The organism is Paludibaculum fermentans, from assembly GCF_015277775.1.
GTDB lineage: Bacteria > Acidobacteriota > Terriglobia > Bryobacterales > Bryobacteraceae > Paludibaculum > Paludibaculum fermentans.
Genome location: NZ_CP063849.1, coordinates 5104019 through 5127903, shown reverse-complemented (window position 1 = coordinate 5127903; position 23885 = coordinate 5104019). Strand labels below are relative to the sequence as shown.

The following is a 23885-nucleotide window of genomic DNA, read 5'->3' as shown; positions in this document are numbered from 1 at the left end:
TCCCTGCTTCCATCATGCGCCCGGCTACCAGCCGAACTGCAACTGGAACCGGAAAGTGCGGCCGTCGTTCAACGTGTTGGTGATCTGCGCGAAGTTCGCATTCGTGACGTCCAAGCCGGGATCGGCGAACTGTGGCGTATTGAACAGATTCACTGATTCCGCGCGCAGCGTGAGGCGCTTTTCGCCGGTCACCACCCACGAACGCCAGAGGCTGGCATTCACGTTGTGAATGACGCCCTTGCGGAAGGTATTGCGGCCCAGGTTGCCGCTGGGGTCGGTCGGCTTGATGAACGAGAAAGCCGATTTCGGCAGCAGCGCGCGCGAGTCGTCCGGGTTGCCCACCGTGCGGCCCAGGATGCTGGGGTCGACCAGGTTCGGCCGGTCGTTGCCGTTGCCATCGACATTCCCGAAGCCCGGACCGTCGGCCGTGATTACCGTGAACGGCGTGCCCTGCTTGATCAGCACCACGCCCGCGAGATTCCAGCCGGCGAGGGTGTTCTTCAGCAGGGGCTTCTGATTCCAGCCCGGCAAGGCGTAGGAGCCGCGCCACAGGAAAGCGTGCGGCTGGTCGAACGAGCTCCGGCCGCGCATATCGGCGTGGGTCTCGTGTTCGTTCTGGCTGCGGGAGATGCGCGAGTCGTTGTCGTACGCTGTATTCGAATAGGCCGCGCCCAGGTCCATCGCCTTGCTGAACCAGTACTGCATGTCCATCGAAAGGCCGTGCCAACGCGGCGCAAAGAGCGAAGCGCGGAAGGCATCGTAGTAGCCGCGCGAACCGTTTGTGACGTAGCGGATCTCGGCATGCGTTGGATCCGCTCGGCGCTGGTTCAGCGTCGATGAGGTCTGCGGGATGCCCGGCACAACTTGCCCGCGGTTCAGGTACCACATGATCAGCAGCTTGTGCGAACGGCTGCCGACATAGCCGAACTGCAGCTTCCAGTTGCTGTTCAGCTCCGGCTCCCACGAGAAGTTGTACTGATGCGAGTAAGGGGTCCGCAGGTCCGGCGCCAGCAGGTAGAGGTTGCCCAGCGCATCGGGCCGGCCACCCACGGAAGTCACTCCGCCCAACGGGTCGAGCAGATTAGGCGAGGGCACCACGATCTTCTCGCTGCCCGGAGGGCTGAATCGCGTCTGCTGAAACGTCACAGGATAGATCTCGCCGTACTGCAGCGCGTAGGCACTGCGCACGATGCCCAGGCGGCCCGGAGCCTTCCAGGCAAACCCGAACTCCGGCGCGAAATTGTTGCAGTCGCAGGAGTAGGGCACCGGGTTGCGATGGAACACTTCATGCGGAGCCGGGGCGGGCGTGTACCGCAGGCCGTAGTTGAGCGAGAGCGTCTTCGAGACCTTCCAGTTGTCGCCGGCGTAGAACTGCAGATCCCAGTTGCGGAAGCCGCGGTTCACTTCGCCGATCGACACGATGTACTGCGTGGGAATGCCCAGCCGCAGGTTCGTAATGGCGTCGCGTCCGAAATCGTTCGCGAAGGAGAAGACCCCGCGGTGCGCATCGGATTCGACGCCATTGAACTGGCGCCGCAGAATTCCGAAGCCCGCGTACCACTGATGCTGTCCGTCGGTACGCCTGAGAGCGCCGGCGTAGCGGAACATGTTGTTCCCGCGATCGATGGGGATGGAGCCCTGCGGACCCAGGGTCTCAAGACCGGAGATGGAGACCATCACGCCGACGGCATTCTTCTCGGGTACCAGCAGCGAGCCGATGCGGTCGAAGCCGGCGGAGAGTTCCGTCACCATCGTGGGGCTCCACGTGCGATTCCAGGTGAGCCGCGAGCGGTGCGACTTCGTGTCCGTATTGGGGTTCTGGCCGGCCACGAGTTCAAACGCCTCTACATGCTGCGAAGTGAACTGGTAAAGGGCCACCAGGCGGTCGCGTGTATTCAGGGTCTGGTCCAGCCGGATGCCGCCGTTGTTGTTGTTGATCACCTGCGGCGAATTCGTGTTGAGCGCCCGGGCATTCACGTCGGTGCGATTCGGCAGTTCCGTGGGGTAGGCGCTGAGGAAGCGGGCCACCAGGGCGCGCACCGCCGGATCGGTCGCCAGCGGAGTGCGTTCATCCGGCTTGGGCACCAGCACGTTGCCGTTCACATTGCCGCGCATGCGGTCCTGGCTGCCGTCGAACTGCAGAAACCCGCCGCGCCAGGGCCGCACCTGAAAGCGGAAGCCGTAGTCGTTTTCGCGGGCCGGCTTCACTCCGCCCACCTGGAAGAACGAGCGGGCGCTGAAGACGGAGTTCTGATGCGTGTAGTAGAGGCTGCCGTGGAAGCCGTTCCAGCGTGCGGGCGCGACGTGCAGGACAGCCGTCGGCGCATTGCCGAACTCCGAGCCGAAGTAGCCGCGATCGACCCGGAAGTCCTGGACGATGGTGGCGACCACGCCGAGCCGCAGATTCAGCTCCTTCAGGGCGTTGTTGTCGACGAGGTTGAACTGGACGTTCTCGTTGCGGCGGCTCTCACCGGCGGCGCTGTTCACTTTGCCCAGCAGGTTGAGCTCGACACGCTTGGTGTCGTCGGCCGGTGATGGCGCGGAGGCGGGCGCGGCTGCTGCGGACGGAGCGGTCCCATTGGAGGGCGTCGCGGCCTGTGCCGCTTCCGGTGTCTCCGGCTTCGGCGCCGCCTGTTGCGCCGGCAACAGAAGGGGTAAGGATAGCAGGAGGCTGGGGAGATTGGTTCTGATTCGTGACAAGGGAGAACTCTCAGTATAAGGGTCGGTTGGCCCCTGAGTGGTTACTGTTCTTCCTTAACCTTGATCACTTGCCCGGCTTTCGGAGTGGCCACAGCCTGACGCTTGCCTGACGGCCATAGGATCTCCAGCGCCGCCGGAGCCTGGCCTTTGGGCGCTCCGAAATGCACGCCAAAGTGCGCGGAGGATGAGTACCCCATGGCCGTGGTCATGACGTTGTACTGGTTGCCCCACTGCAGGCGTGCCCCGATGCCGTCGCGATTCGATCTGACGCCCTCCAGTTGGACGATCAGCCATTCGCCATCGGTGATGGTGGAGTTGATCCAGAGTTCGGCCGGATCGTTCAGCGAAGAGACCACGGCGTCCAGCAGTCCGTCCTGGTTGAAGTCGGCGAACGCCAGGCCGCGATGTGCGCGGGCCACCTGGAAATCGCTTCCGGCCGTCGAGGAAACATCGCGGAAGATGCCTTTCTCATTGAGAAGGATGCGGTTGGGCTGCCTGTATTCCGTGTGTTCAAACTGCTCCACGATGTCGTTGACGTGTGCGCTGGAGACGAACAGGTCCTTCCAGCCGTCCAGGTTGAAGTCCGCCAAGCCAGGACCCCAGCCGCTGAACTTAGAACTCAGCCGGGCCAGGCCGCTGGCATAGGTCGCATCGCGGAAGCCGCCCTTGCCGGTGTTGCGGAACAGGGGGAACGTTTCGTTGTACAGATCCACCACGACAATGTCGGGCCAGCCGTCGTTGTCGTAGTCGCGAAAGTCGGCGCCCATGCTGGCCACGGGCTTGCCGCTGTCCATCATGGCGACCCCGGCGATCAGCGCGACCTCTTCGAATTTGCCGTTGCCCAGGTTGTGGAACAGCGAATTGGGTTCGTTGTCGTTGGTCACGAAGACATCCATGCGCCCGTCGGCGTCATAGTCACCCACGGCTACACCCATGCCGCGCCCAGGGGACACCAGCAGCCCGGCGCTTTTCGTCACGTCCTCGAACTTGCCGTTGCCCAGGTTGTGGAACAACCGGTTGGGCAGTCCCTGAAAGTACTTCGGATGACAGTAGACACGGATGTTCTTCTGGGAATCGCCACAGAACCTGTCGGTGGCCGGGGGCCATTTGGCGTAGTGGGTGACCCACAGATCCAACTTCCCGTCGTTGTCGTAGTCGAACCAGGCGGCGGCCACGGCCCACTCGTTGTCGACAATGCCCGACTCCTGGGTGACGTCCTTGAACTTGCCGTTGCCGAGGTTGCGGTACAGCCGGCTGTTGCCCACGTTGGCGACGAACAGATCGACGAAGCCGTCGTTGTCGTAGTCGGCGGCCGAGGCGCCCATCCCATAACCTTCGCCCGCGAGACCTGTTTCCGCGGTTACATCCGTAAATTTCAAGTTGCCGTCGTTCCGGAACATCCGGTTGAAGTATTTGGGGTCGGCTTTGCGGTTGGAAGGGTATGCCGCGCCGTTGGTGAAGAAGATGTCCGTGCGCCCGTCGTTGTTGTAGTCGAAAGCGGCCAGTCCGCCGGCCATGGTTTCGATCATCCGCTTCTCGGGCGAAGCCGCGTTCTCCAGGACGAACTTGAGCCCCGCGGATTCAGCCGCATTGCGGAATTGGACGGGCGGGGCCTGAGCCGCCGCCAGCGACAGAAAGGCCGGCAGCACCCAAGCGGAACGTAGCATGATTATACTATCGCGCACGATCACTGCCTGGTGTTGTCCGCGAGGGAAAGCGACTGTGGAAGTGATGACATTGAGGACCGCCATTCTGTGCTGCACCGTCGTACTGGCAGGTTCCGTCTTCGCCCAGCCGCCGGATCCGGCCGAGCTCTCCCGCCGCGCCAGGGACCACATGGCCGCGGGCCGGTATGGCGCCGCGGTGCCGTACTACGAAGAACTGGTGAAGGCGATGCCCGGCAACCCCGGTCTTCGCCTCAACCTGGCCATGGCACTACACTTGTCGGGCAATGACGAGAAGGCCGTTCCGCAGTTTGAACTCGTGCTGAAGCAGCAACCTAACACCTTGCCGGCGTTGATGTTACTGGGTGCTTCCCAGATGCGGCTGGGCCATCCGGACAAGGCTGTCGGACCGCTGGAGAAGGCCATGGCCCAGGCGCCGGAGGATCTGGAAGGCCGGGCCATGCTGGCGGACGCCCTGATCATGCTCGACCGCTTTGGGGCCGCCATTCCCCACCTTCGCAAGCTGGCCGCCGCCACTCCACAGAACCCGAAACCCTGGTACGCCCTGGGCAAGGCGTATGAAGCGGTCTCCCAGCAGGCCTTCGATGAGCTTGAAAAGAAAGGGCTGGATTCGCCCTGGTGGCTGATGCTGGCGGCTGAGGTCCGGCTGAAGCTGAACCGCAACACCGCCGCTTACGCCCTCTACAAGGCCGTGATCGAGAAGCAGCCCCAGCTTCGAGGCGCCCATGCAGGATTGGCCGAAGTCTACCGGCGGACGAATCACCCTGACTGGGCACAGTTAGAGTTGGCGAAGGAGAAAGCCCTGCCGCCTCAAGCGTGTACGGTGCCTTCCAGCGCGTGCGAGTTCGCCAGGGGGCGGTTTGAGAAGGCCCTGGCGCTGGCCTCGGCGGGCAAGACGCTGGAGTCGCTTTACTGGCAGTCGAAGGCGGCCAACGAGCTGGCGCGGTTGTCCCTCTCCGAACTGGAGAAGCTGCCACCGTCGGTGGAGTCGCACCAGGTGCTGGCTGAACTGTACCGGAACCAGGGCCGGAATTCCGACTCACTGAACGAATGGCGGGCCGCGCTCGCCCTATCGCCCGGCGACCCGCGCCTGGAGATGGAAGTAACCTCGTCGCTTTACGTGAATCGCGACTACGCCGCCGCGGAACGTAATGCTCGTGACATGCTGGCGAGGGATCCCGAAGTGCCGGAACTGCAGTTCATCCTGGGTGACTCGCTGGTGAATCAGCAGCACCTGGAACAGGCGCTTCCGGCGCTGGAAAAAGCAGTGCAACTGAGGCGCGACTACCCGGCGGCGCATGCGGTTCTGGGCCGTGTCTTCCTACAGTTAGGTCGCGGGAACGAAGCGATACCGCATCTGAAGGCGGCACTTCCTGCCGACACGGACGGGAGCCTGCATTTCCAGCTAAGCAGGGCTTATCAGGACGCCGGACAGGCCGGCGAGGCAGCAGCGGTACGCAAAGCCTACCAGGAGATTCGAAAGTCTACCGCCGTAGCGGAGATTGAGATTGCGCCGCCTCAACCGTGACGGTGAATAAACGGTTACATCTGTAGTTTTCTCGCCTGTTTGCAAGCGGTTGCGCCGGGTCTCTCTGTCCAGGCCCTCGGCCCGCGCCCCTTGACATGGACCCCCTAATGGCTTTAGATTAAACCTACTCCGTTTCAACCAAGTGGGGTCTTGGACTATCGGCCCAATTACATAGAGTTACGACGCGTCGGCCATGGCAGTAGCGACTTTTACCCGAGTTGCAGACCTGCCGGGACCGGCTTGGGCGAGTTAGTTCAGGCAAGCAGGGGGTAACGAATGAAAAACTCTTCGAAATTTATGTTGACGCTCCTGGCTTTCGCCATGATCGTCAGCTGGTCCATGCCGTCATGGGCCCAATCCCTTTACGGGTCGGTTGTCGGTCAGGTCGAGGATCCTTCGGGCGCCGCGATCGTTCAAGCCGCAATCACCCTGACCAACAAAGGTACCGGTCAAGTCTACGAAGCCAAGGCAGATGAGGGTGGCCGTTTCACCGTCTCCAACGTCCTGCCCGGCGACTACGATTTGAAGGTTTCCGCTAACGGTTTCCGGACCCAGAACCGGACTGACATCCGCGTCTCGGCCGCGGGTATCAGCCGTACCGACATCCGCATGGAAGTTGGCGCAATTGCTGAGCAGATCACCGTCGAAGCGTCGGCCACTGCGCTGCAGACCGACAAGGCCGATACGCATACCGAGTTGAACTCGAAGCAGGTGGCCAATCTCCCGCTGCCTGGTTTCCGCAACTATCAGAGCTTGATCAATCTGGTCCCGGGCGCGACGCCCGCAGGCTTCCAGAATTCGATCACCGATTCGCCCGGCCGTTCGCTGGCGACCAACATCAACGGTACGAACAAGAACAACAACGTCACCCGTATTGACGGCGCGGCCAGCGTGAACCTCTGGCTGCCGCACCATGCTGGCTATGTCATGCCGGCCGAAATGGTCGACACCGTTAACGTCACCACTGCTGCTGGCGACTCCGATCAGGGCATGGCCGGCGGCGCCGCCGTCACCGTGCTGACCAAGTCGGGCACGAACCAGATTCACGGCAGCTTGTTCGAATACCACGACAACCAGAATCTGAAGGCCTTCAACTACTTCACCAAGGCGACGGCCACGACGCCCGCTGCTGCCTCCGCTCTCAAGAAGCCCCTCCGTATTTACAACAACTACGGCGGCACCATCGGCGGCCCGATCAAGAAGAACAAGCTTTTCTACTTCTACAGCTTTGACGGCACCCGCCAGCGTGACGGCAACCAGGGCACCTACTCCGTGCCGACTGCAGCCATGAAGAACGGCGACTTCAGCGCCATCAGCACCGTCATCTACGACCCGCTGACCGGATCCCCGGACGGCACGGGCCGCACCGCCTTTGCCGGCAACAAGATTCCGACTTCTCGCATGAGCCCCGCCGCTCTGAAGATTCAGAACTACTATCCGGCTCCCAACACCAACCTGTCGGGCTACCAGTCGAACTACTTCGCGGCAGCCGTTCCCGCCTTCAACCGCGACTACAACGACATCAAGATCAACTACAACATGAGCGACAAGCAGCAGATCTTCGGTCACTACGGCATCATGAAGGCCCTGGTGGTCGGCAAGAACCTGTTTGGCGACGGCGTTGGCCCGGCTCCCGGCGCTGACCCCGGCACCGGCGACACCCGCGTGCAGAACATGTCCATCGGCACTAACCGTGTCATCACCACCAACCTGCTGTTCGACGGCGTGATCGGTTATCAGCGCCAGGACCAGACCGTGCGTGGTGTGGACTACGGCAAGGACTTCTCCACGACGCTGGGCATCCCCGGCATCGGCGGATCTGATCCTCGCCAGCAGGGCTTCCCGAACATCAGCATCAACGGATATGACGGCTTTGGTGTTCCCGGCTGGATGCCTCTGACCCGTGTTGAGGAGAACTACACTCTCAGCGCGAACCTGACCTGGACCAAGGGCAAGCACAACTTCCGCTTTGGGTTCAACGGCGTGAACTACCGCATGACCCACTGGCAGCCGGAACTCGGTGCCGGTCCTCGCGGTTCGTTCGATTTCACCGGCGGGCCGACCTCGCTGGCTGGTGGCTCGACGGATAACTTCAATGGCTATAGCTCCTTCCTGCTCGGCCAGTCGAATAGCGTCCAGAAGAGCTTCCAGTACATCACCATGACGCCGCGCGAATTCCAGTTCAGCTGGTACGCGCAGGACCGCTGGCAGATCAGCCGCAAGCTGACCATGACCCTCGGTCTGCGTTATGAACTGTACCCGCTGATGACCCGCGCCACCGGCAAGGGCATCGAGCGGCTGGATCCCGAAACCAACCTCGTGTATATGGGCGGCCGCGGCAACAACCCCACCGGCGTCGGTGTGACCGTCAGCCACAAGCTGATCTCCCCGACCCTGGGCATCGCCTATCGTCTCGACGACAAGACGGTGATCCGCACCGGCTACGGCATCAACTTCGATCCGCTGCCGTTCTCCCGCCCCTTGCGTGGTTTCTATCCTCTGACCATCAACATTGCTGCGACCGCACAGGGTAGCGAAGTCGCCGGCACGCTGGAGAAGGGCATTCCCGCCACTCCGCTGCCGGACCTGACCTCCGGTGTCCTGCCGCTGCCGATCAATGCTGACATGCGCAGCCCCTATCTGGGCCAGATCCACCGCGGCTACACGCAGTCGTGGAACTTCACGATTGAGCGCAAGCTGCCGATGGATGTCCTGTCCACGATCGCCTATGTCGGCACCTCTTCGGTGCACCTGCTGGCCGACCGTGACATCAATGCGGGTTCGCCGGGCGATTCCGCCGGTGCCTCCCTGCGGCGTCCCTACTACGCCAAGTTCGGCCGCAACCTCGCGACCAACATGTGGGATGGCTACCTCAGCTCCAACTACCACTCGCTGCAGACCAGCGTCCGCAAGTCTCTCAGCAAGGGTCTGATGCTGCAGGGCGCCTACACCTGGTCCAAGGCCATCAACATGACCGACGAAGATGGCTGGGCGAGCGTGGGCTTCAACTGGGGACCGGTGTTCCGTCGCAACCGCGCGGCCGCCGGCTACGATCGCACCCATGTCCTCCAGATGGGCTGGGTCTACGAACTGCCGATGGGCAAGGGCAAGCAGTTTGTCACGAATGGTATCGGCTCGAAGATCCTCGGTGGCTGGTCGGTTAACGGCATCATGTCCAACTACACGGGCACTCCGTTCACCGTCTCCGGTTCCAGCGGCGCTCTGAATGCCGCCAGCAATACCGCGACGGCCGATCAGGTTGGCTCCGTTACTCGCATTGGTGCGATCGGCGCGGGCTCAACCTACTACAACACGTCGGCCTTCGCCAACGTCACGACTACCACCACCGGCGGCGTATACCGCTTCGGTACGTCGGGCCGCAACATCCTGCGCGCTCCTGGCATGTGGAACACCGATCTGATGGTCAACCGGACCTTCCAGATCACCGAGCGCATCACCACCGCGTTCCGCGCTGAGTTCTACAACCTGCCGAACACCTCCCACTTCGGTGGCGTGTCCAGCGGCAACGTGACCAGCGGCAACTTCATGCGCATCCTGAGCTCCTCTGGCGAACGCCAGATCCGCTTCGGCCTGCGCCTCGGCTTCTAATCGAATCCGAGTTCGAACATCGAACGGCGGTGGAGCCCACCCGGCTTCACCGCCATTCGTGCGTTCAGAGGACCAGTTTGGGGCTTGACATAGGGGGTGGGGGTATATAGGATAGGGCCAGAGGGTATATCAACATGTCCCAGACACTCAAACTCGCCATCGACGGCATGCATTGCGGCTCCTGCGTCAACCGCGTCACCAACGCCTTGAAGAAGGTGGAAGGCGTCGAGGTGAAGCAAGTCGACATCGGTTCGGCCGAGGTGGAGTTCGATGAAACCAAAACACAGCCGGAGCAGATCGCCGAGTCAGTCAACAGGATCGGTTTTAACGCCAGGCAGAACTGACATGGCGGCCGCGGTGGTGGAGAACAAGCTGACGTTTCCGGTGCGCGGCATGACCTGCGCCGCCTGCCAGTCGTTCGTCCAGAAGACGCTGCAGGCCCAGCCGGGTGTGCGCGACGCCACCGTCAACCTGATGCTCCACAACGCCACCGTTGACTTCGACCCGGCGTCGGTGACGCCCCAGGCTTTGGTCGACGCGGTGAACGACACGGGCTACGAGGCGGCGCTGCCCATCGCACGCCGCTCCATCGCGGACGAGCAGTTGGAGCGCGATCGCGAGGCCGATGAGGAGTACCGCGGCCTGCGCCTGCGCGCCGCTGTCAGCCTCGGCATCGGAGCGGCGCTCATGGCCCTCATGCCGTTTCTGCACAGCCTGCCCCACACGGCGATGAACCTGGTCCAGATGGCCGCCAGCCTGTTCGTGATGATCTGGGCCGGGCATCGCTTCTACCGCAAGGCATGGGCCGCACTACGCCACAAGACCTCGGACATGAATACGCTCATCGCCCTTGGCACGGGCTCGGCGTTCCTTTACTCCGCGTTCTCTCCGCACGACGTCTACTACGAGGCGGTCGTCTTCATCCTGGCGCTGGTCCTGGCCGGCAACACACTGGAAGCCCGGGCGAAGCGCAAGACGGCTGCCGCCCTGCAGGCTCTGGCCCAGTTGCAGCCGGCCACTGCGCGCGTAGAACGGCTCGGCCAGGAACTGGACCTGCCCATCGAGGATCTGGAGCAGGGTGACATTCTCATCGCACGGCCCGGCGAGCGCATCGCCGCTGATGGCTTGATCATTGACGGGTTTAGCAGCGTCGACGAATCGATGCTCACCGGGGAACCGATCCCTATCGACAAGACCGCTGGCGACAAAGTGATCGGCGGGACCCTGAACAAACAGGGGCGGCTCCGCTATCGCGCCACCGCCCTGGGCTCCGAGACGGTGTTGGAACAGGTGCTGCGCCTGCTGCGCGACGCCCAAGGGGAAAAGGCGCCGATGCAGCGGTTGGCCGATCGCGTCAGCGCCGTCTTTGTGCCCGTGGTCGTACTCATTGCGCTGTCCACCATGGCTGCCTGGTATTTCGCCGCGGGGCAGACTGCCGCCAGTTCGTTCGCGGCGGCCGTAGCGGTGCTGATCATCGCCTGCCCCTGCGCCATGGGCTTGGCTGTACCCGCGGCCATCATGGTCGCGACAGGCCGCGCCGCCGGCCTGGGCCTGCTGTTCAAAGGCGGCGAGGCCATTGAGCGGCTCGACAAGGTCGACACCATCGTCTTCGATAAGACCGGTACCTTGACCGAAGGGCACCCTGAGGTGGTCTCCTACGAACCCGCGGTTTCGCCCGACCCGCTGCCGTTGATCGCGGCACTCGAGCATGCCAGCGAACACCCGCTGGCGCAAGCGCTGGTCCGGTTCGCGGCGGGCCGCCAATCGGCCACTCCGGTCGCCAACTTCCAGGCCCTGCCCGGAATGGGCGCCGAAGGGACAGTCGATGGTCATCAGGTGCTGATCGGCCGTCAATCGCTCCTGCAGGAGCGCGGCATCGAGACTCCGTCCGATGAACAACACGCCAAACTGGGACATACGACGCTCTGGGCCGCGGTCGACGGCCGCTTCGCCGCCTTGTTCGCCCTGGCTGACAAGCCGCGCGCCGAAGCCAAGGCGGTCCTGTCTGAGTTGAAGCAGATGGGGCTGCGCCTGCTCATGGTCACCGGGGACCAGGAGCCGGCCGCCCGCGGTGTCGCAACAGCACTGGGCATCGACGAGGTGATCGCCGGGGTCCTGCCCGCGGGCAAGCTGGAAGTCCTGCAGCGGCTCCGCGCCGAGGGCCGCCACGTCGCCATGGTGGGTGATGGGATCAACGATGCGCCCGCCTTGGCTGCCGCCACCGGCATCGCCATGGCTTCCGGCGCCGATGTCGCCATCGCGGCCGCTGACGTCACCCTGATGCGTGAGGGCCTGGCGATGGTCCCTTCCGCGTTGAAGCTGGCCCGCGCCACCGTCCGTACCATGCGCCAGAACCTGTTCTGGGCCTTGGTCTACAATGCGGTCTCCATTCCCGTGGCCGCCGCAGGTCTTTTGAACCCGGTGCTCGCCAGCGCCGCCATGAGCTTGAGCTCTGTCAGTGTGCTGACGAATAGCCTCCGCCTGGCCAGGAGAAAACTTGTATGAATTGCGATACGAAGAAATCCACCATTCAGCGTCTGCGCCGCATCGAAGGCCAGGTTCGCGGTCTCCAGAAAATGGTGGAAGAAGACAGGCCCTGCGCCGAAATCATCAACCAGGTGGCCTCGGTCGAGCAGGCGCTCTCGGGTGTCTCCAAGGTCCTGTTGACCAGCCATCTGCAGCACTGCGCGCAGCACGACCCCAACGCCATCGATGAGGTCGTGCAACTCATCACGCGCCACTGGCGCTGAGCCCTACTGGCCGATCACCAGCAAGTGAAACGTGCCGGGCAGCGCGGGGGGCCGGGGATGGGGCTGCTGCGCCGTGGCCGCCGGTACCGGGCCGAACTGAGCCGTCGGCGAATACAGCTTATGGCTGCCGGGATCCAGTGTAATCGTGCGCGCGCCGCGCTCGGTTGGCAACGTGGCGGCCACCTTGTAGCCTGCACCGGCCTCCGCCACCACGGTGAGCGTGCCCGATCCATTTGAGCTGAAGGCCATGCCGCGCTCGGCATCGAACGCCACACCATCCGAACCCTCTCCAATCGGCAACTTGGCGATCACTTTGCCTGTTGCGATGTCGGAGACCACCATCACTTCGTTGCCGCACACCGAGAACAGCCGCAGCTTCTTCGCATCCAGCGCCAGGCCCGATGGCTCCTCGCATCCAGTCAGCGGATAGCGTCGCGTCACGGTCGCCTTGGCCGTATTCAGCTCGACGATCTCATGGGTGTCCTCGATGTTCACCCACAACTTCCCGTGCCCATCCACTGCGGAAAACTCGGGCTTGCCGCCCAGGGGAATCGTCGCCAGCACCTTGCCGCTGGCTGCGTCGATCACGGTCGAGTCCTTTGAGCGGCCGTTGAACGTGAACAGCCGTCCCGATGCCGCGTCGAAGAGGATCGCGTCCGGATTCTCGCCTGTGGACACTTCACCCAACGGCTTCAGCGTCTTCAAATCGAAAATGAGAACGTGATTCGCACGGCCGCAACTGATGAACCCGCGCTGCAGCGGCTGGGCCAGTGTGATGCCGTGGACGCCCGGAGTATTCGGGATGTCCGCCACCGGCTTGCCGGTCTGCAGGTCGATCACGGCGACGTGGGTGCCGTGTGAGACGAACAATCGATGCCCATCCCGGTCGACGGTGAGGTAGTCCCAACTCCCCTCTCCGCCCACGGCAATCCGATCCACTACTCGATAATCGGCTGCGGTCAATCCGCCTGTCACTGCCAGGTACGCCAAAATCGCCAACGCTCTCATACGAGCCGCCTTCCCGGGACGGGAGAGCGCTTGTCGCGCGGGCCGCCCTACTGAACATCGCAGGATCGGCGGTCCAGGACAATCCCATCATGAGTCAGGCCGCCCTACTCCATCCGCAGCGCTCTCAGCGGATCCAGCCGTGACGCCCGCCATGCAGGCGCCGCGCTTGCCGCGAACGAGACCATCGCCAGCAGCAGCACTACCCCGCCGAAGACGGCCGAATCGAACGGACTCACGCCGTAGAGCATCGACTGCAGCAGGCGTGCTCCGGCCAGGCTCCCCACCAAGCCGAGGGCCAGTCCCATGGCCGCCGGACCCAAGCCGTCGATCAGCACCAGGCTCAGCACCTGTTGCCGGCCGGCCCCCAGCGCGACGCGGATCCCGATCTCGCCACTGCGCTGTGCCACCAGATACGACAGCACTCCGTACAGTCCAACGCTGGCCAGCAGCAGCGACAGCACCGCGAACGCGAGCACCAGAATGGCGTTGAAGCTGGCGGTGGTCGTCGACTCTCCAATGATCTGCGTCATCGTCAGCACGTCGGAAACCGGAAGGTTTGGATCGATCTGCGTCACCAGTTTCTGCACGGGTAACGCCAGGCTTTCCACGTTATGCCTCGCCCGTATGACCAGGGTGACTGACCGGTTGTCGCCTTGTGTGTCTGCGTACACGGGAAAGAACATCATCGATTTGAGGTCGGCGCCCAGGCGGTGCCGCGTATTGCCCACTACACCGACAATCTCGTAGTCCTTCTGCCCGTTCGGTTCTGAATCGTCCAGGAAGCGCAGGTGTTTGCCCAGGGGATCTTCACCCGGGAAGTGCTGGCTGGCCATCTGTTCGTTGATGATCACCACCCGCGTGTGCGTGGTGCGTTCATCATCGCGAAAGAAACGGCCCTTCTTGAGGGGAATCCGCATCGTCCGAAAGTAGGCCGGATCGATGGAGCGGAACAGCGCAAACACGTGATCGCCTTGCGCCAGCGGAGGATGCTCGGGAATCTCGAACATGTTGTCGCCCCAGTACCCTCCGCCCGGCACCACGGAGACCAGTGAGGCCGACTCGACTCCCGGCATCTGCCGCACCCGGCCGAGCAGGGACGCATGAAAGGCGGTAAGCCTGTCCTGGTCCCCATAGCCGGACTTCGGCAGCGCGTAGCGCATCGTCAGGATGTTGTCCGTTTCGCAGCCCAGGTCCACACCGCGCAAGTGCAGAAATCCCTTCAGCAACAGGCCGGCGCCCACCAACAGCATCACCGTCAGCGCGACTTCCACGGCGAGCAGCGACTTCCTCAGCGTCGTCCGCGCACGGCTCGCGCCCATTGAGCGCGAGGCATCCTTCAACGCATCCATCACCTTCTCGCTGGTGGCCGAAAGCGCCGGGAGCAGGCCCGCGATCCCCGCTGTCAACGCAGTGATGCCCAGCACGAACAGGATCACGGGAAGGTCTACCGTGATGGCATTGATCTGCGGCAGATCCTTCCGTTCCGATTGAAGCCAGGTTGTCGCCCAACTGCCCAAAACGAGACCCAGTGCTCCGCCCGCGCCGCAAATCACCAGGCTCTCCATCATGTGTTCCCGCAGCAGACGCCAGCGTGTGCCGCCCAGCGCCGCCCGGATCGCCACCTCGCGCCGGCGTGACGCTGTCCGCGCCACCAGCAGGCTGGCCACGTTCAGGCACGCAATCAGCAGGACGCAGCCCACAGCCGCCAGCAGCACATACAGCGGCTGCTTGAAATTCCCCGAGAGGTCTTCCAACAGCGGGCGCATATCCGCCCCGTTTGAGACGGGAATGGTCAAATACTGCTGATGGATCCGCTCCTGCAGCGCGTTCAGCTCCTGGATGGCGGCCTGCGGAGTCACGTCCCTCTTCAGCCGCGCCACCACCGACGACATATGGTTTCCATGGCTTTCCGCGTCATCTCGTGAGACCACGTGGTAGTAAGGCACCCAGAGTTGCGTCCGCACATCCGGATAGGCAAGCCACTTCGGCAGCACACCCACCACCGTGTAACTCTTCGCGTCCAGCAGGACCGTACGTCCCAGGATCGAGGGATCCGCGCCAAACCGCCGCTCGAAAAGGCTCCATGTCAGCATCGCCGCCGGCGCGGCCTGCACCTGGTCATCCTCCGCCGTAAAGCCTCGCCCCAAGGCGGGCTGCACACCCAGGGTTGCCAGCAACTCCCACGAGCTCGCGATGGCATTCACCACCTCGGGCATCTGGTTCCCCTGGCCTGACAGGTTGAAGCGCTGGTTCTTCCAGATCGCCATACTCTCGAAGCCGTGCGTCTGTTTCTGCCAGGAACGGAAATCGCCGGACGCCACGACGTTGTAAACTGTCTCTCCCTTGATGCTGCGGCCATAGAGCGACACCAGCCGCTCCGACTCCGGGAACGGCAGCGGCTTCAACAGGACTGACCGGACTACCGTAAACAGCGAAGAGTTCGCGCCAATGCCCAGCGCCATCACCAGAATCGCGATCGCCGCGAAAAACGGCGTCCGCGAGAGTGTGCGCACCGCATAGCGGAAGTCGCGCCAGAGGGAGTCGAGCAGTGTCAGTGTGTTCATCTCGTAAAGGTCTTCCCTGATTCGTGTCGGATTGCCTAGCCGCAAATACGCCTGCCGCCGGGCCTCGCCGCGGTTCATGCCTTGGGCCTCATGCAGGTCAGTGAGATGGTCGATGTGGGCCTCAAGTTCCCGCGACCGTTCCTCGTCCCAGCGCCTGCGGAGCACGAACCGGCGCAGTGACATCAGCCTTCGCTCTCCGTCGGCTTACGGCGGTTCCGCTGGCCGAAGTCACCCAGCACACGGCCAATCGCATCGGCCATCGCGCGCCAACGGTCGGCCTCTTTCGTCAGTTGCTGGCGCCCGGCCTTCGTCAATTCATAGAAGCGTGCCGTCCGGTTGTTCTCACTCGTTCCCCATGACGAAGCCACCCAGCCTCGATCCTCCAGTCGGTGCAGGGCAGGGTACAGGGAGCCCTGTTCCACCTGCAGCACATCATCGGACGACTGCTCGATCATCTGCGCAATGGTGTGCCCGTGCGCCCGTCCACCAACAAGCGTGCGCAGAATCAGCATATCCAGCGTGCCTTGTACCATCTCCCGGTTATCCGGCTTTTTACCTTGCGACAACAGCGATCTCCTTCACCTAGAAGTTCTATGTGAGAGCATACTCCACTCGACGTTCTAGGTGAGGCAGCGGATAGCAGTCCGCGGCAAGAGTTTACAAGTATGGGAAATGAGGAAGGTGGAGGCGGGAGAGAAATGGAGAGGGCCAGGCTCGGGAAACGCCTCCGGAGCCTGGCCATTCGACCCTAGAACTGGAACTTCACTCCGAACTGCAAGTCCCGATTGTCTGAGTTCGTCGACGTGATCTGGGCCACGGTCGGCGAACCGATGCTCGCATTCGGGAAGCCGAAGGCGGGCGTATTGGTGATGTTGAACGCATCCAGCTGGAAGGTGAATCCATAACGCTCCTTAAACATGGTGCGTTTGATGAACGACATATCCCAGTTGATGAGCCCGGGCGCATACAGCGCGCCGCGTCCCACGTTGCCATAGGTGTTCGGCGCAGGGGCCGCGAAGGCAGTGGCATCGAACCACTTCGCGCGGTCCGGGTTGTCGAGCTTGCCGCTGGCGAGGCGGTTCGGCCAGCTAGGTGCACCGTTATTCACGCCGCTCGCCAGCGACAGCGAGAACGGACGGCCTGTCGAAATAGTGGTGATGCCGGCCAGATTCCAGCCGCCGGCCAGCCACGTCAGTGGCCCGTTCGAGATCCACTTCTTGCCTTTTCCGAACGGCAGTTCGTACAGATAGTTCGCCACCAGCCGGTGCTTGACGTCGAAGCCCGAAGGACCGTGGCCGGCCCGGATATTGGTGATGGTCTGGGGGCCACCCACCGACCCGCCGCCGCTGGCCGCCGACCCGCCGAAGTCCAGGCTCTTGGCATACGTATACGCTGCCAGGAACTGGAGCCCGTGGGAGAAATGCTTCTCCAGCTTGCCGGACACTCCGTTGTAAGAGGAGGAGTTGCGCGGGTCGAACATGCTGATCGTGGCCACGTTCGAGAGCGGCTGCAGCAGCCGGCGCGAGGCGTTCGAACCGGTGCCCGGCTGGATCTCGTTCGCGTTGTAGCCGAACGTGATGTGCGAGCCGACGCTGCCGGCATAAGCCATTTCCGCCATCATCGTGCTGGTCAACTGCCGCTCGATGTTGAACGTAAACGTGTTCATGGAGGGTGTCTCATTCGCAAAGCCGTGGCCCAGCACGACAGGATTCGCTGCATTCAGCTCTGCCGTGGTCTTGGGCTTGACCACGGTGATCGCCGGGAACGGTTTGGCGATGGTGGGGATCACCGTGTAATCCACCGGATTAGTTGCAATGTTGCCGAACGGCGCCTGTGAGATGGTGTACGGCACCTGCTCGCCCAGCATGTTGGAGCCTGACGGATTTACAGGGAAGTACGTGCGTCCGAAGCCCGCCCGGATGACGGTCTTCCCGCCGCCCAGGTTGTACGCCACGCCGATGCGTGGTCCAATGTTGCCCTTCCGCGTCACCTTTCCGACGGCGGTGGAGATGCCATCCTCACCTGCATAGGCCAGCTTCAAATTTGTGAAGTCGAAGTTCACCAGCCGGTTCCGGATCTCCACGTCGGGCACGAAGACGTCATACCGCAACCCCATGTTGATGGTCAGCCTCGAGTTGATCCGCCAGTCGTCCTGGAAATAGAAGCTGTGATCCTGCGCCGTTGCATAGTAGGGCTCCAGCAGGATACTGCGCCCTGATCCGCCGCTGATGTAGCCCACCAGCATGGTGGCTAGCCCGGTGCCCTGCGTATTGGTAACAGGATCGTTCGTGAAGTTCTTTCCAAACGTCATGTCGCCGCGCGGGCCGCCCCCGGAAGGTCCCGTATAGGTCGACGTCATGCGCCGGACATAGCGGTAGCCGAACTTGGTCTGGTGGTGGCCGAGAGTCCAGGAAACTCCGTCTTCCGCCTGCCAGTGCGTCTCCCGCGGATTGGCCGGCAGGAACGACGGGCCGCCGCTGAGGCCGGTGAAGTCGGTGATGTTGATGTTCGGAATGCCCGAGCTGTAGGAACTCACATTCACACCGGTGATGCCCAGCGACGTCGCCGCGTTGCGTCCGAAGTCAGACTGCCGCGTAAACGGATTGGTCTTCGCGAACCCGCCGCGGAACTCGTTCACGATATTCGGCCGGAACACGTGCGTCTCGTTGATCGCCATGCCCTGCGTAGTGAGGTCCGTCACCTGCAGGCCGGCCACGTATGGTCCAAGCTCAAACTTGCTGGCCGCGGCCGCTGGTGTCGGTAGGCAGCAGTTCGCCTGCCCCTGCGGAGCACTCAGGCGGTAGGTCTCATAGCTATACCGCGCGAAGAAATTGTCCTTGTCCGTGATCTGGTGGTCCACACGGACGTTGAAGCCGTCGTCGTCCACAGTGCGGGGAATACTGGACGTGTAGTTATTGAAATTGCCCGAGCCATTCGGCAGCGGGAATATGCTCGCCACGTTGGCGCTCACCGGATTGATCCGCGCCGAAGGAATGACGTTTCCGGCAAACGCGTCGCGCAGGAACTGCGGATTTGTCGTGCTCACCGGCTTGGTGGAATCGTAGGCCGGATTCAGCCTGGTCGTCAGCGGATCATAGATCCGGATGAGGTTGCCGCTCGTGTCCGTGAAGCCGCTGAAGTCGCCTGTGCGATTTGCCGCTGTCGGTACCGTGTTCACAAACGTCAGGCCCTTGCGCTCCTTCATCCCGAAGTAATCCATGTAGAAGAAGCTTCGGTTCTTACCGTCATAGATCTTCGGCAGGACAATGGGGCCGCCCGCCGCCACCCCATACTGGTTGCGCCGGTAAGGCGGCTTCAGCTGCGACTTCGGATTGAAGTAATTGCGGGCATCCAGGACATCGTTCCGCAGGAACTCGAAGGCATTGCCGTGCAGTTCGTTCGTTCCGGATTTCGACGACACCGACACCACGCCGGCGCCCCGGCCAAACTCCGCCGAGAAGCTGCCCGTCAGTACTTTGAACTCGCGGACGGATTCAATCGACGGCTGCAGGATCACCGTATTGAACGTGTATTCGTTATTGTCGATACCGTCGATCAGCCACGCGTTCATGTTCGCCTGGCTGCCCAGTGCATTGAAGTTCGAGGCGCCGCGCGGATTGAAAGAGCTCGCGCCCGAGAGGTTTTCACCCTGCTGTCCCGGCGTCACGTTGGGTGCCAGATACACCAGTTGCGCGAAGTTGCGGCCATTTAACGGCAGCTCCCGGATGGGGCGCTCCGTGATGACTTGTCCTAACTCGGCGCTGTCCGACTTCACCAGCGGAGCCGCCGCGGTCACTTCCACCGTGGCTGTGACGTCACCCACATTCAGCGTGAAATCCATGCGCGCCCGTTGATCCACCTGCAGTTCGAAGGGCGGCGTCGCCTGTGGCTTGAAACCCGCCTTCTGCACGTTCACTGTGTATGTGCCAGGGGAAAGGAATGGTGCCGTATAGGCGCCATCCTCATTTGTCTGATACTCAACACTGGTGCCCTTCGATACCTCTTTCACGACGACCGTCGCTCCAGGTACCGCGGCGCCGCTCCCATCCCGGACTGCGCCTAGGATCGTTCCCGCCGTGACCTGCGCGGACGCTGTGGATGGCAGCAAAACAAGGCATGCCAGCGTCAAAATTAAGAGATTACGACCTCTTAAACTTGTCATAAGCGATGAGCCTCCGTACGAACCCCGGCCGGTGGAGTCGCCTCCACCCAGCCGACAGGGAACCTAACAGGAGTAAGCACCGGTGTCAATGGATCTCAAATCCATGACCTCCGCGCCATCGCCGTATCGTGCGCGTGGGCTCTCAGCGGAACTTCAGGATGGGCTGATCCACGGCCACGCTCTCACCGCTGCGAGCCAGAATCTCGTCCACGACCACATCATGCTCGGCCTTGATCACGTTCTCCATCTTCATCGCCTCGATCACGGCCAGCCGCTCGCCCGCCTTCACCTCCTGGCCCACCTCGACCGCCAGGTGCGTCAGCAGCCCCGGCATGGGTGAGAGCAGAAACTGCGACAAGTCCGGCTTCGGTTTTGCCTGCATCAACGACAGAAGCTGCGCCGCCCGGGCGGTCATCACAATCGCATCCACTGCCACCCCGTTGTAGGCAATGTGGAATCGCAGTCCGATCCGCTCCAACTGCAGGCACACCGGTATCTCATTGCAAATCCCCTGGAATACGGGGCTGCCAAAGCGCCAGTCCGACAGCACGACATACGTCTTGTCCCCGTATCGTCCCTCATAGCCCCCGTCCACGGGCTTCAGATGGATGGCATAGCTCTCGTCCTGGATCATTACCACCCAATCCGTGCCCACCCGCCGTTGCAGGCCGCGAGTCTGGGCGCTGATCTGCACAGCCCGGTCGATGTACCGCCGCCGCGCCACCGCTGCAATCACCGCCAAAAACGCGGGATCCTCGGGCCGCGCATCCGCCGCGTGAAAACCGTGTGGATACTCCTCCGCCAGAAACCCCGTGTGGAAGTCGCCTGACAGAAACCGCGGATGTTGCATCAATGCAGCCTGGAACGCGATGTTGGTCGACACGCCCCTCAGGTAGAACGCGTTCAGCGCGCTCCGCATCTTCCCCACGGCCTCTGCGCGGGTTGCTCCATGCACGATCAGCTTCGCGATCATCGAGTCGTAGTGCACCGGAATCTCGCCGCCCTCATAGACGCCGGTATCCACCCGCACGCCCCCCGCTGAATCCGCCGGCGGCCTGTACTTCACCAGCCGCCCGGCCGACGGCAGAAAGTTGCGGAAGGGGTCCTCCGCATTGATCCGGCACTCCATAGCCCAGCCATCCATCCGGATCTGGTCCTGCCTGAAACCCAGCGGCTCGCCGGCCGCCACGCGGATCATCCACTCCACCAGATCGAGCCCCGTCACCTTCTCCGTCACCGGATGCTCCACCTGCAGCCGCGTGTTCATCTCCAGGAAATAGAACTGCCGGTCCCGGCCCACCACGAACTCCACCGTGCCTGCGCTCTGGTAGTTCACCGCTCGCGCCAACGCCACCGCCTGCTCGCCCATCGCCTGCCGCGTAGCCGCGTCCAGGAACGGCGAAGGCGCCTCTTCAATCAGCTTCTGGTGCCTTCTTTGGATCGAGCACTCGCGCTCCCACAGGTACACCAGTTGCCCCTGCGCATCCCCCAGCACCTGAATCTCGATGTGCCGCGGGTCTTCGATGAACTTCTCCAGGAACACGCGGTCGTCGCCAAACGCATTCCGGGCCTCCGTCGTGCACGAAACGAACCCGTCGCGCGCCTCTTCCGCGTTCCAGGCGACCCTCAGCCCCTTGCCGCCGCCGCCGGCGGATGCCTTGATCATCACCGGATAGCCGATCCGCTCCCCAATCGCCGCGGCTTCGTCCGCATCCTGGATCACGCCGGCATAGCCCGGAATCGTACTCACGCCGGCCTTCATTGCCAGCTTCTTCGAAGCGATCTTGTCGCCCATCGCCTCAATCGAGGACGCCTTCGGGCCAATGAAGACGATGCCTTCCTCCTCCAGGCGCCGCGCAAACTCCGCGTTTTCTGAAAGGAACCCGTATCCCGGATGCACCGCCCCGGCACCCGTCGCCTTGCATGCCGCGATAATCCGGTCCATGCACAGGTACGATTGCTTCGACGGAGCCGGCCCGATCAGTACAGCCTCGTCGGCCATCTTGACATGCAGGGCGCGCCGGTCCGCCTCCGAGTAGACGGCCACCGTCCGGATGCCCATCCGCTTCGCCGTCCGCATCACGCGGCATGCAATCTCGCCGCGATTCGCTACTAGGATCTTTGTAAACATGGCTGGTCCTGTCCCTTCAACTACAGCGGAATGTTGCCGTGCTTCCGCCACGGGTTCTCCAGCTTTTTGTCTTTCAGCATGGCCAGCGACCGGCAGATGCGGCGCCTTGTCTCATGCGGCATAATCACATCGTCGATGAAGCCGCGCCGCCCCGCGATGAACGGGTTTGCGAACTTCTCCCGATACTCTTCCGTCCTCTGCGCGATCTTCTCCGCATCGCCGATGTCCTTGCGGAAGATGATCTCCACCGCCCCTTTCGGGCCCATCACGGCGATCTCCGCCGAAGGCCACGCAAAGTTCACATCCCCGCGCAGGTGCTTCGATGCCATCACGTCGTACGCCCCGCCATAGGCTTTCCTCGTAATCACGGTCACCTTCGGTACCGTGCACTCCGCGTAAGCATACAGCAGCTTCGCGCCGTGCTTGATAATCCCGCCGAACTCCTGCGCCGTGCCCGGCAGGAACCCCGGCACGTCCACAAACGTGATCACCGGAATCTGGAACGCGTCGCAGAACCGGATGAACCGCGCCGCCTTGATCGACGACTTGATGTCCAGGCACCCCGCCAGCACCATCGGCTGGTTCGCCACAATGCCCACCGTCTGACCGTCCATCCGCGCGAAACAGATGATGATGTTCTTCGCGTGATCCGGCTGCAGTTCGAAAAAGTCGCCGTCGTCCACCGTCTTCTCGATCAGTTCCTTCATGTCGTAAGGCTGATTCGGGTTGTCCGGCACCAGCGTGTCCAGCGAGTGGTCCACCCGGTCTGTCGGATCGAACGGCGGCACCGTCGGCGGCTTCTCCCGGTTGCTCGACGGAATGAACCCGATCAGCCGCCGCACCATCATCAGCGCCTCGACATCGTTCTCGAACGCCAGGTCCGCCACACCCGACTTTGACGTATGCGTCACCGCCCCGCCCAGTTCCTCGGCCGTCACCTCTTCGTGCGTCACCGTCTTCACCACGTCCGGCCCGGTCACGAACATGTACGAGCTGTCCTTCACCATGAACAGAAAATCCGTGATCGCCGGTGAATACACGGCGCCGCCCGCGCAGGGCCCCATGATCAGCGAGATCTGTGGAATCACTCCCGATGCCAGGACGTTCTTCTGGAAGACATCCGCATACCCGCCCAGGGCCGCCACGCCTTCCTGGATCCGTGCCCCGCCGGAATCGTTCAGCCCGATCACCGGAGCCCCCGCCTTCATCGCGTGGTCCATGATCTTGCAGATCTTCTCCGCATGCGACTCCGACAGCGATCCGCCGAACACCGTGAAGTCCTGGCTGAAAACGAACACGACGCGCCCGTTCACCGTGCCGTAGCCCGTCACCACGCCATCGCCCGGCACACGCTGCTCCGCCATCCCGAAGTCCGTGCAGCGGTGCTCCACGAACATGTCCCACTCCTCAAACGAATCGGGATCCAGCAGCAGTTCGATCCGCTCTCGTGCTGTCAGTTTGCCCTTGGCGTGTTGCGCCGCAATCCGGGCCTCGCCGCCGCCGAGCCGAGCTGCGGCCCGCTTCAGATCCAGCTGGCGAATGATATCTTCCATTCAGGAATTCTCCCCCAAAACCATAGCTCGAATGAACCGCACTCGCCCGGCCGCCTCGCACGCACCTGTCTGGCGGCGGAAATCCCTGATGGATCAGTAGTTTCCTGGCGGCAGCCAGGCCGCATTTATCTGCCCCGTCGCTTGTTCGGTCCAAATGGCCTAGCTATAATCGATCACACACGGCGGGCGCCTCGG

13 protein-coding genes are annotated in these 23885 nt (G+C 62.7%); 5 read left to right on the top strand and 8 right to left on the bottom strand.

Annotated features, from left to right (window positions below; translation table 11 throughout):
* Positions 1-24: 24 nt before the first annotated feature.
* Both IRI77_RS20060 and IRI77_RS20055 read right to left on the bottom strand, forming a co-directional pair.
* Positions 25-2700, bottom strand: a complete 2676-nt coding sequence (locus IRI77_RS20060; protein ID WP_194446802.1) for an outer membrane beta-barrel protein — start codon at positions 2698-2700, stop codon at positions 25-27.
* Positions 2701-2741: 41 nt separating this feature from the next.
* Complete coding sequence (locus IRI77_RS20055; RefSeq protein ID WP_194446801.1) at positions 2742-4367, bottom strand: CRTAC1 family protein; 1626 nt, start codon at positions 4365-4367, stop codon at positions 2742-2744.
* Positions 4368-4437: 70 nt separating this feature from the next.
* Between IRI77_RS20055 and IRI77_RS20050 the strand changes: the two genes are divergently transcribed.
* The 5 genes from IRI77_RS20050 (at position 4438) to IRI77_RS20030 (ending at position 12272) form a co-directional block, all read left to right on the top strand.
* Positions 4438-5913: a tetratricopeptide repeat protein gene (locus IRI77_RS20050; protein WP_194446800.1), complete on the top strand. Its 1476-nt coding sequence runs from the start codon at positions 4438-4440 to the stop codon at positions 5911-5913.
* Between the two features lie 297 nt (positions 5914-6210).
* Positions 6211-9522, top strand: a complete 3312-nt coding sequence (locus tag IRI77_RS20045; RefSeq protein WP_194446799.1) for a TonB-dependent receptor — start codon at positions 6211-6213, stop codon at positions 9520-9522.
* Positions 9523-9656: 134 nt separating this feature from the next.
* Complete coding sequence (locus IRI77_RS20040; RefSeq protein ID WP_194446798.1) at positions 9657-9866, top strand: heavy-metal-associated domain-containing protein; 210 nt, start codon at positions 9657-9659, stop codon at positions 9864-9866.
* A gap of 1 nt (position 9867) precedes the next feature.
* Entirely contained in the window at positions 9868-12027 is a 2160-nt protein-coding gene (locus tag IRI77_RS20035; protein ID WP_194446797.1) for a heavy metal translocating P-type ATPase, read from the top strand.
* Positions 12024-12272, top strand: a complete 249-nt coding sequence (locus IRI77_RS20030) for a metal-sensitive transcriptional regulator (protein ID WP_194446796.1) — start codon at positions 12024-12026, stop codon at positions 12270-12272. The genes IRI77_RS20035 and IRI77_RS20030 overlap by 4 nt, the downstream gene beginning before the upstream one ends.
* A 3-nt stretch (positions 12273-12275) precedes the next feature.
* Here IRI77_RS20030 and IRI77_RS20025 read toward each other — a convergent pair whose 3' ends face one another.
* From IRI77_RS20025 to IRI77_RS20000, 6 genes are all read right to left on the bottom strand, one after another.
* The gene (locus IRI77_RS20025) at positions 12276-13280 is read right to left on the bottom strand and encodes a YncE family protein (RefSeq protein WP_194446795.1); all 1005 of its coding nucleotides are present in this window, start codon (positions 13278-13280) and stop codon (positions 12276-12278) included.
* Positions 13281-13384: 104 nt separating this feature from the next.
* Positions 13385-16027: an ABC transporter permease gene (locus tag IRI77_RS20020; protein ID WP_194446794.1), complete on the bottom strand. Its 2643-nt coding sequence runs from the start codon at positions 16025-16027 to the stop codon at positions 13385-13387.
* Positions 16027-16377, bottom strand: coding sequence for a PadR family transcriptional regulator (locus tag IRI77_RS20015; RefSeq protein ID WP_194453734.1), 351 nt, complete (start codon positions 16375-16377; stop codon positions 16027-16029). Before IRI77_RS20015 ends, IRI77_RS20020 begins: the two co-directional genes overlap by 1 nt.
* 215 nt (positions 16378-16592) lie before the next feature.
* Positions 16593-20006, bottom strand: a complete 3414-nt coding sequence (locus IRI77_RS20010; protein ID WP_228486225.1) for a TonB-dependent receptor — start codon at positions 20004-20006, stop codon at positions 16593-16595.
* Positions 20007-20148: 142 nt separating this feature from the next.
* Positions 20149-22137, bottom strand: coding sequence for an acetyl-CoA carboxylase biotin carboxylase subunit (accC, locus tag IRI77_RS20005; protein ID WP_194446792.1), 1989 nt, complete (start codon positions 22135-22137; stop codon positions 20149-20151).
* Between the two features lie 20 nt (positions 22138-22157).
* On the bottom strand, positions 22158-23690 hold the full coding sequence (locus IRI77_RS20000) for an acyl-CoA carboxylase subunit beta (RefSeq protein WP_194446791.1): 1533 nt from the start codon (positions 23688-23690) through the stop codon (positions 22158-22160).
* Between the last annotated feature and the right edge of the window lie 195 nt (positions 23691-23885).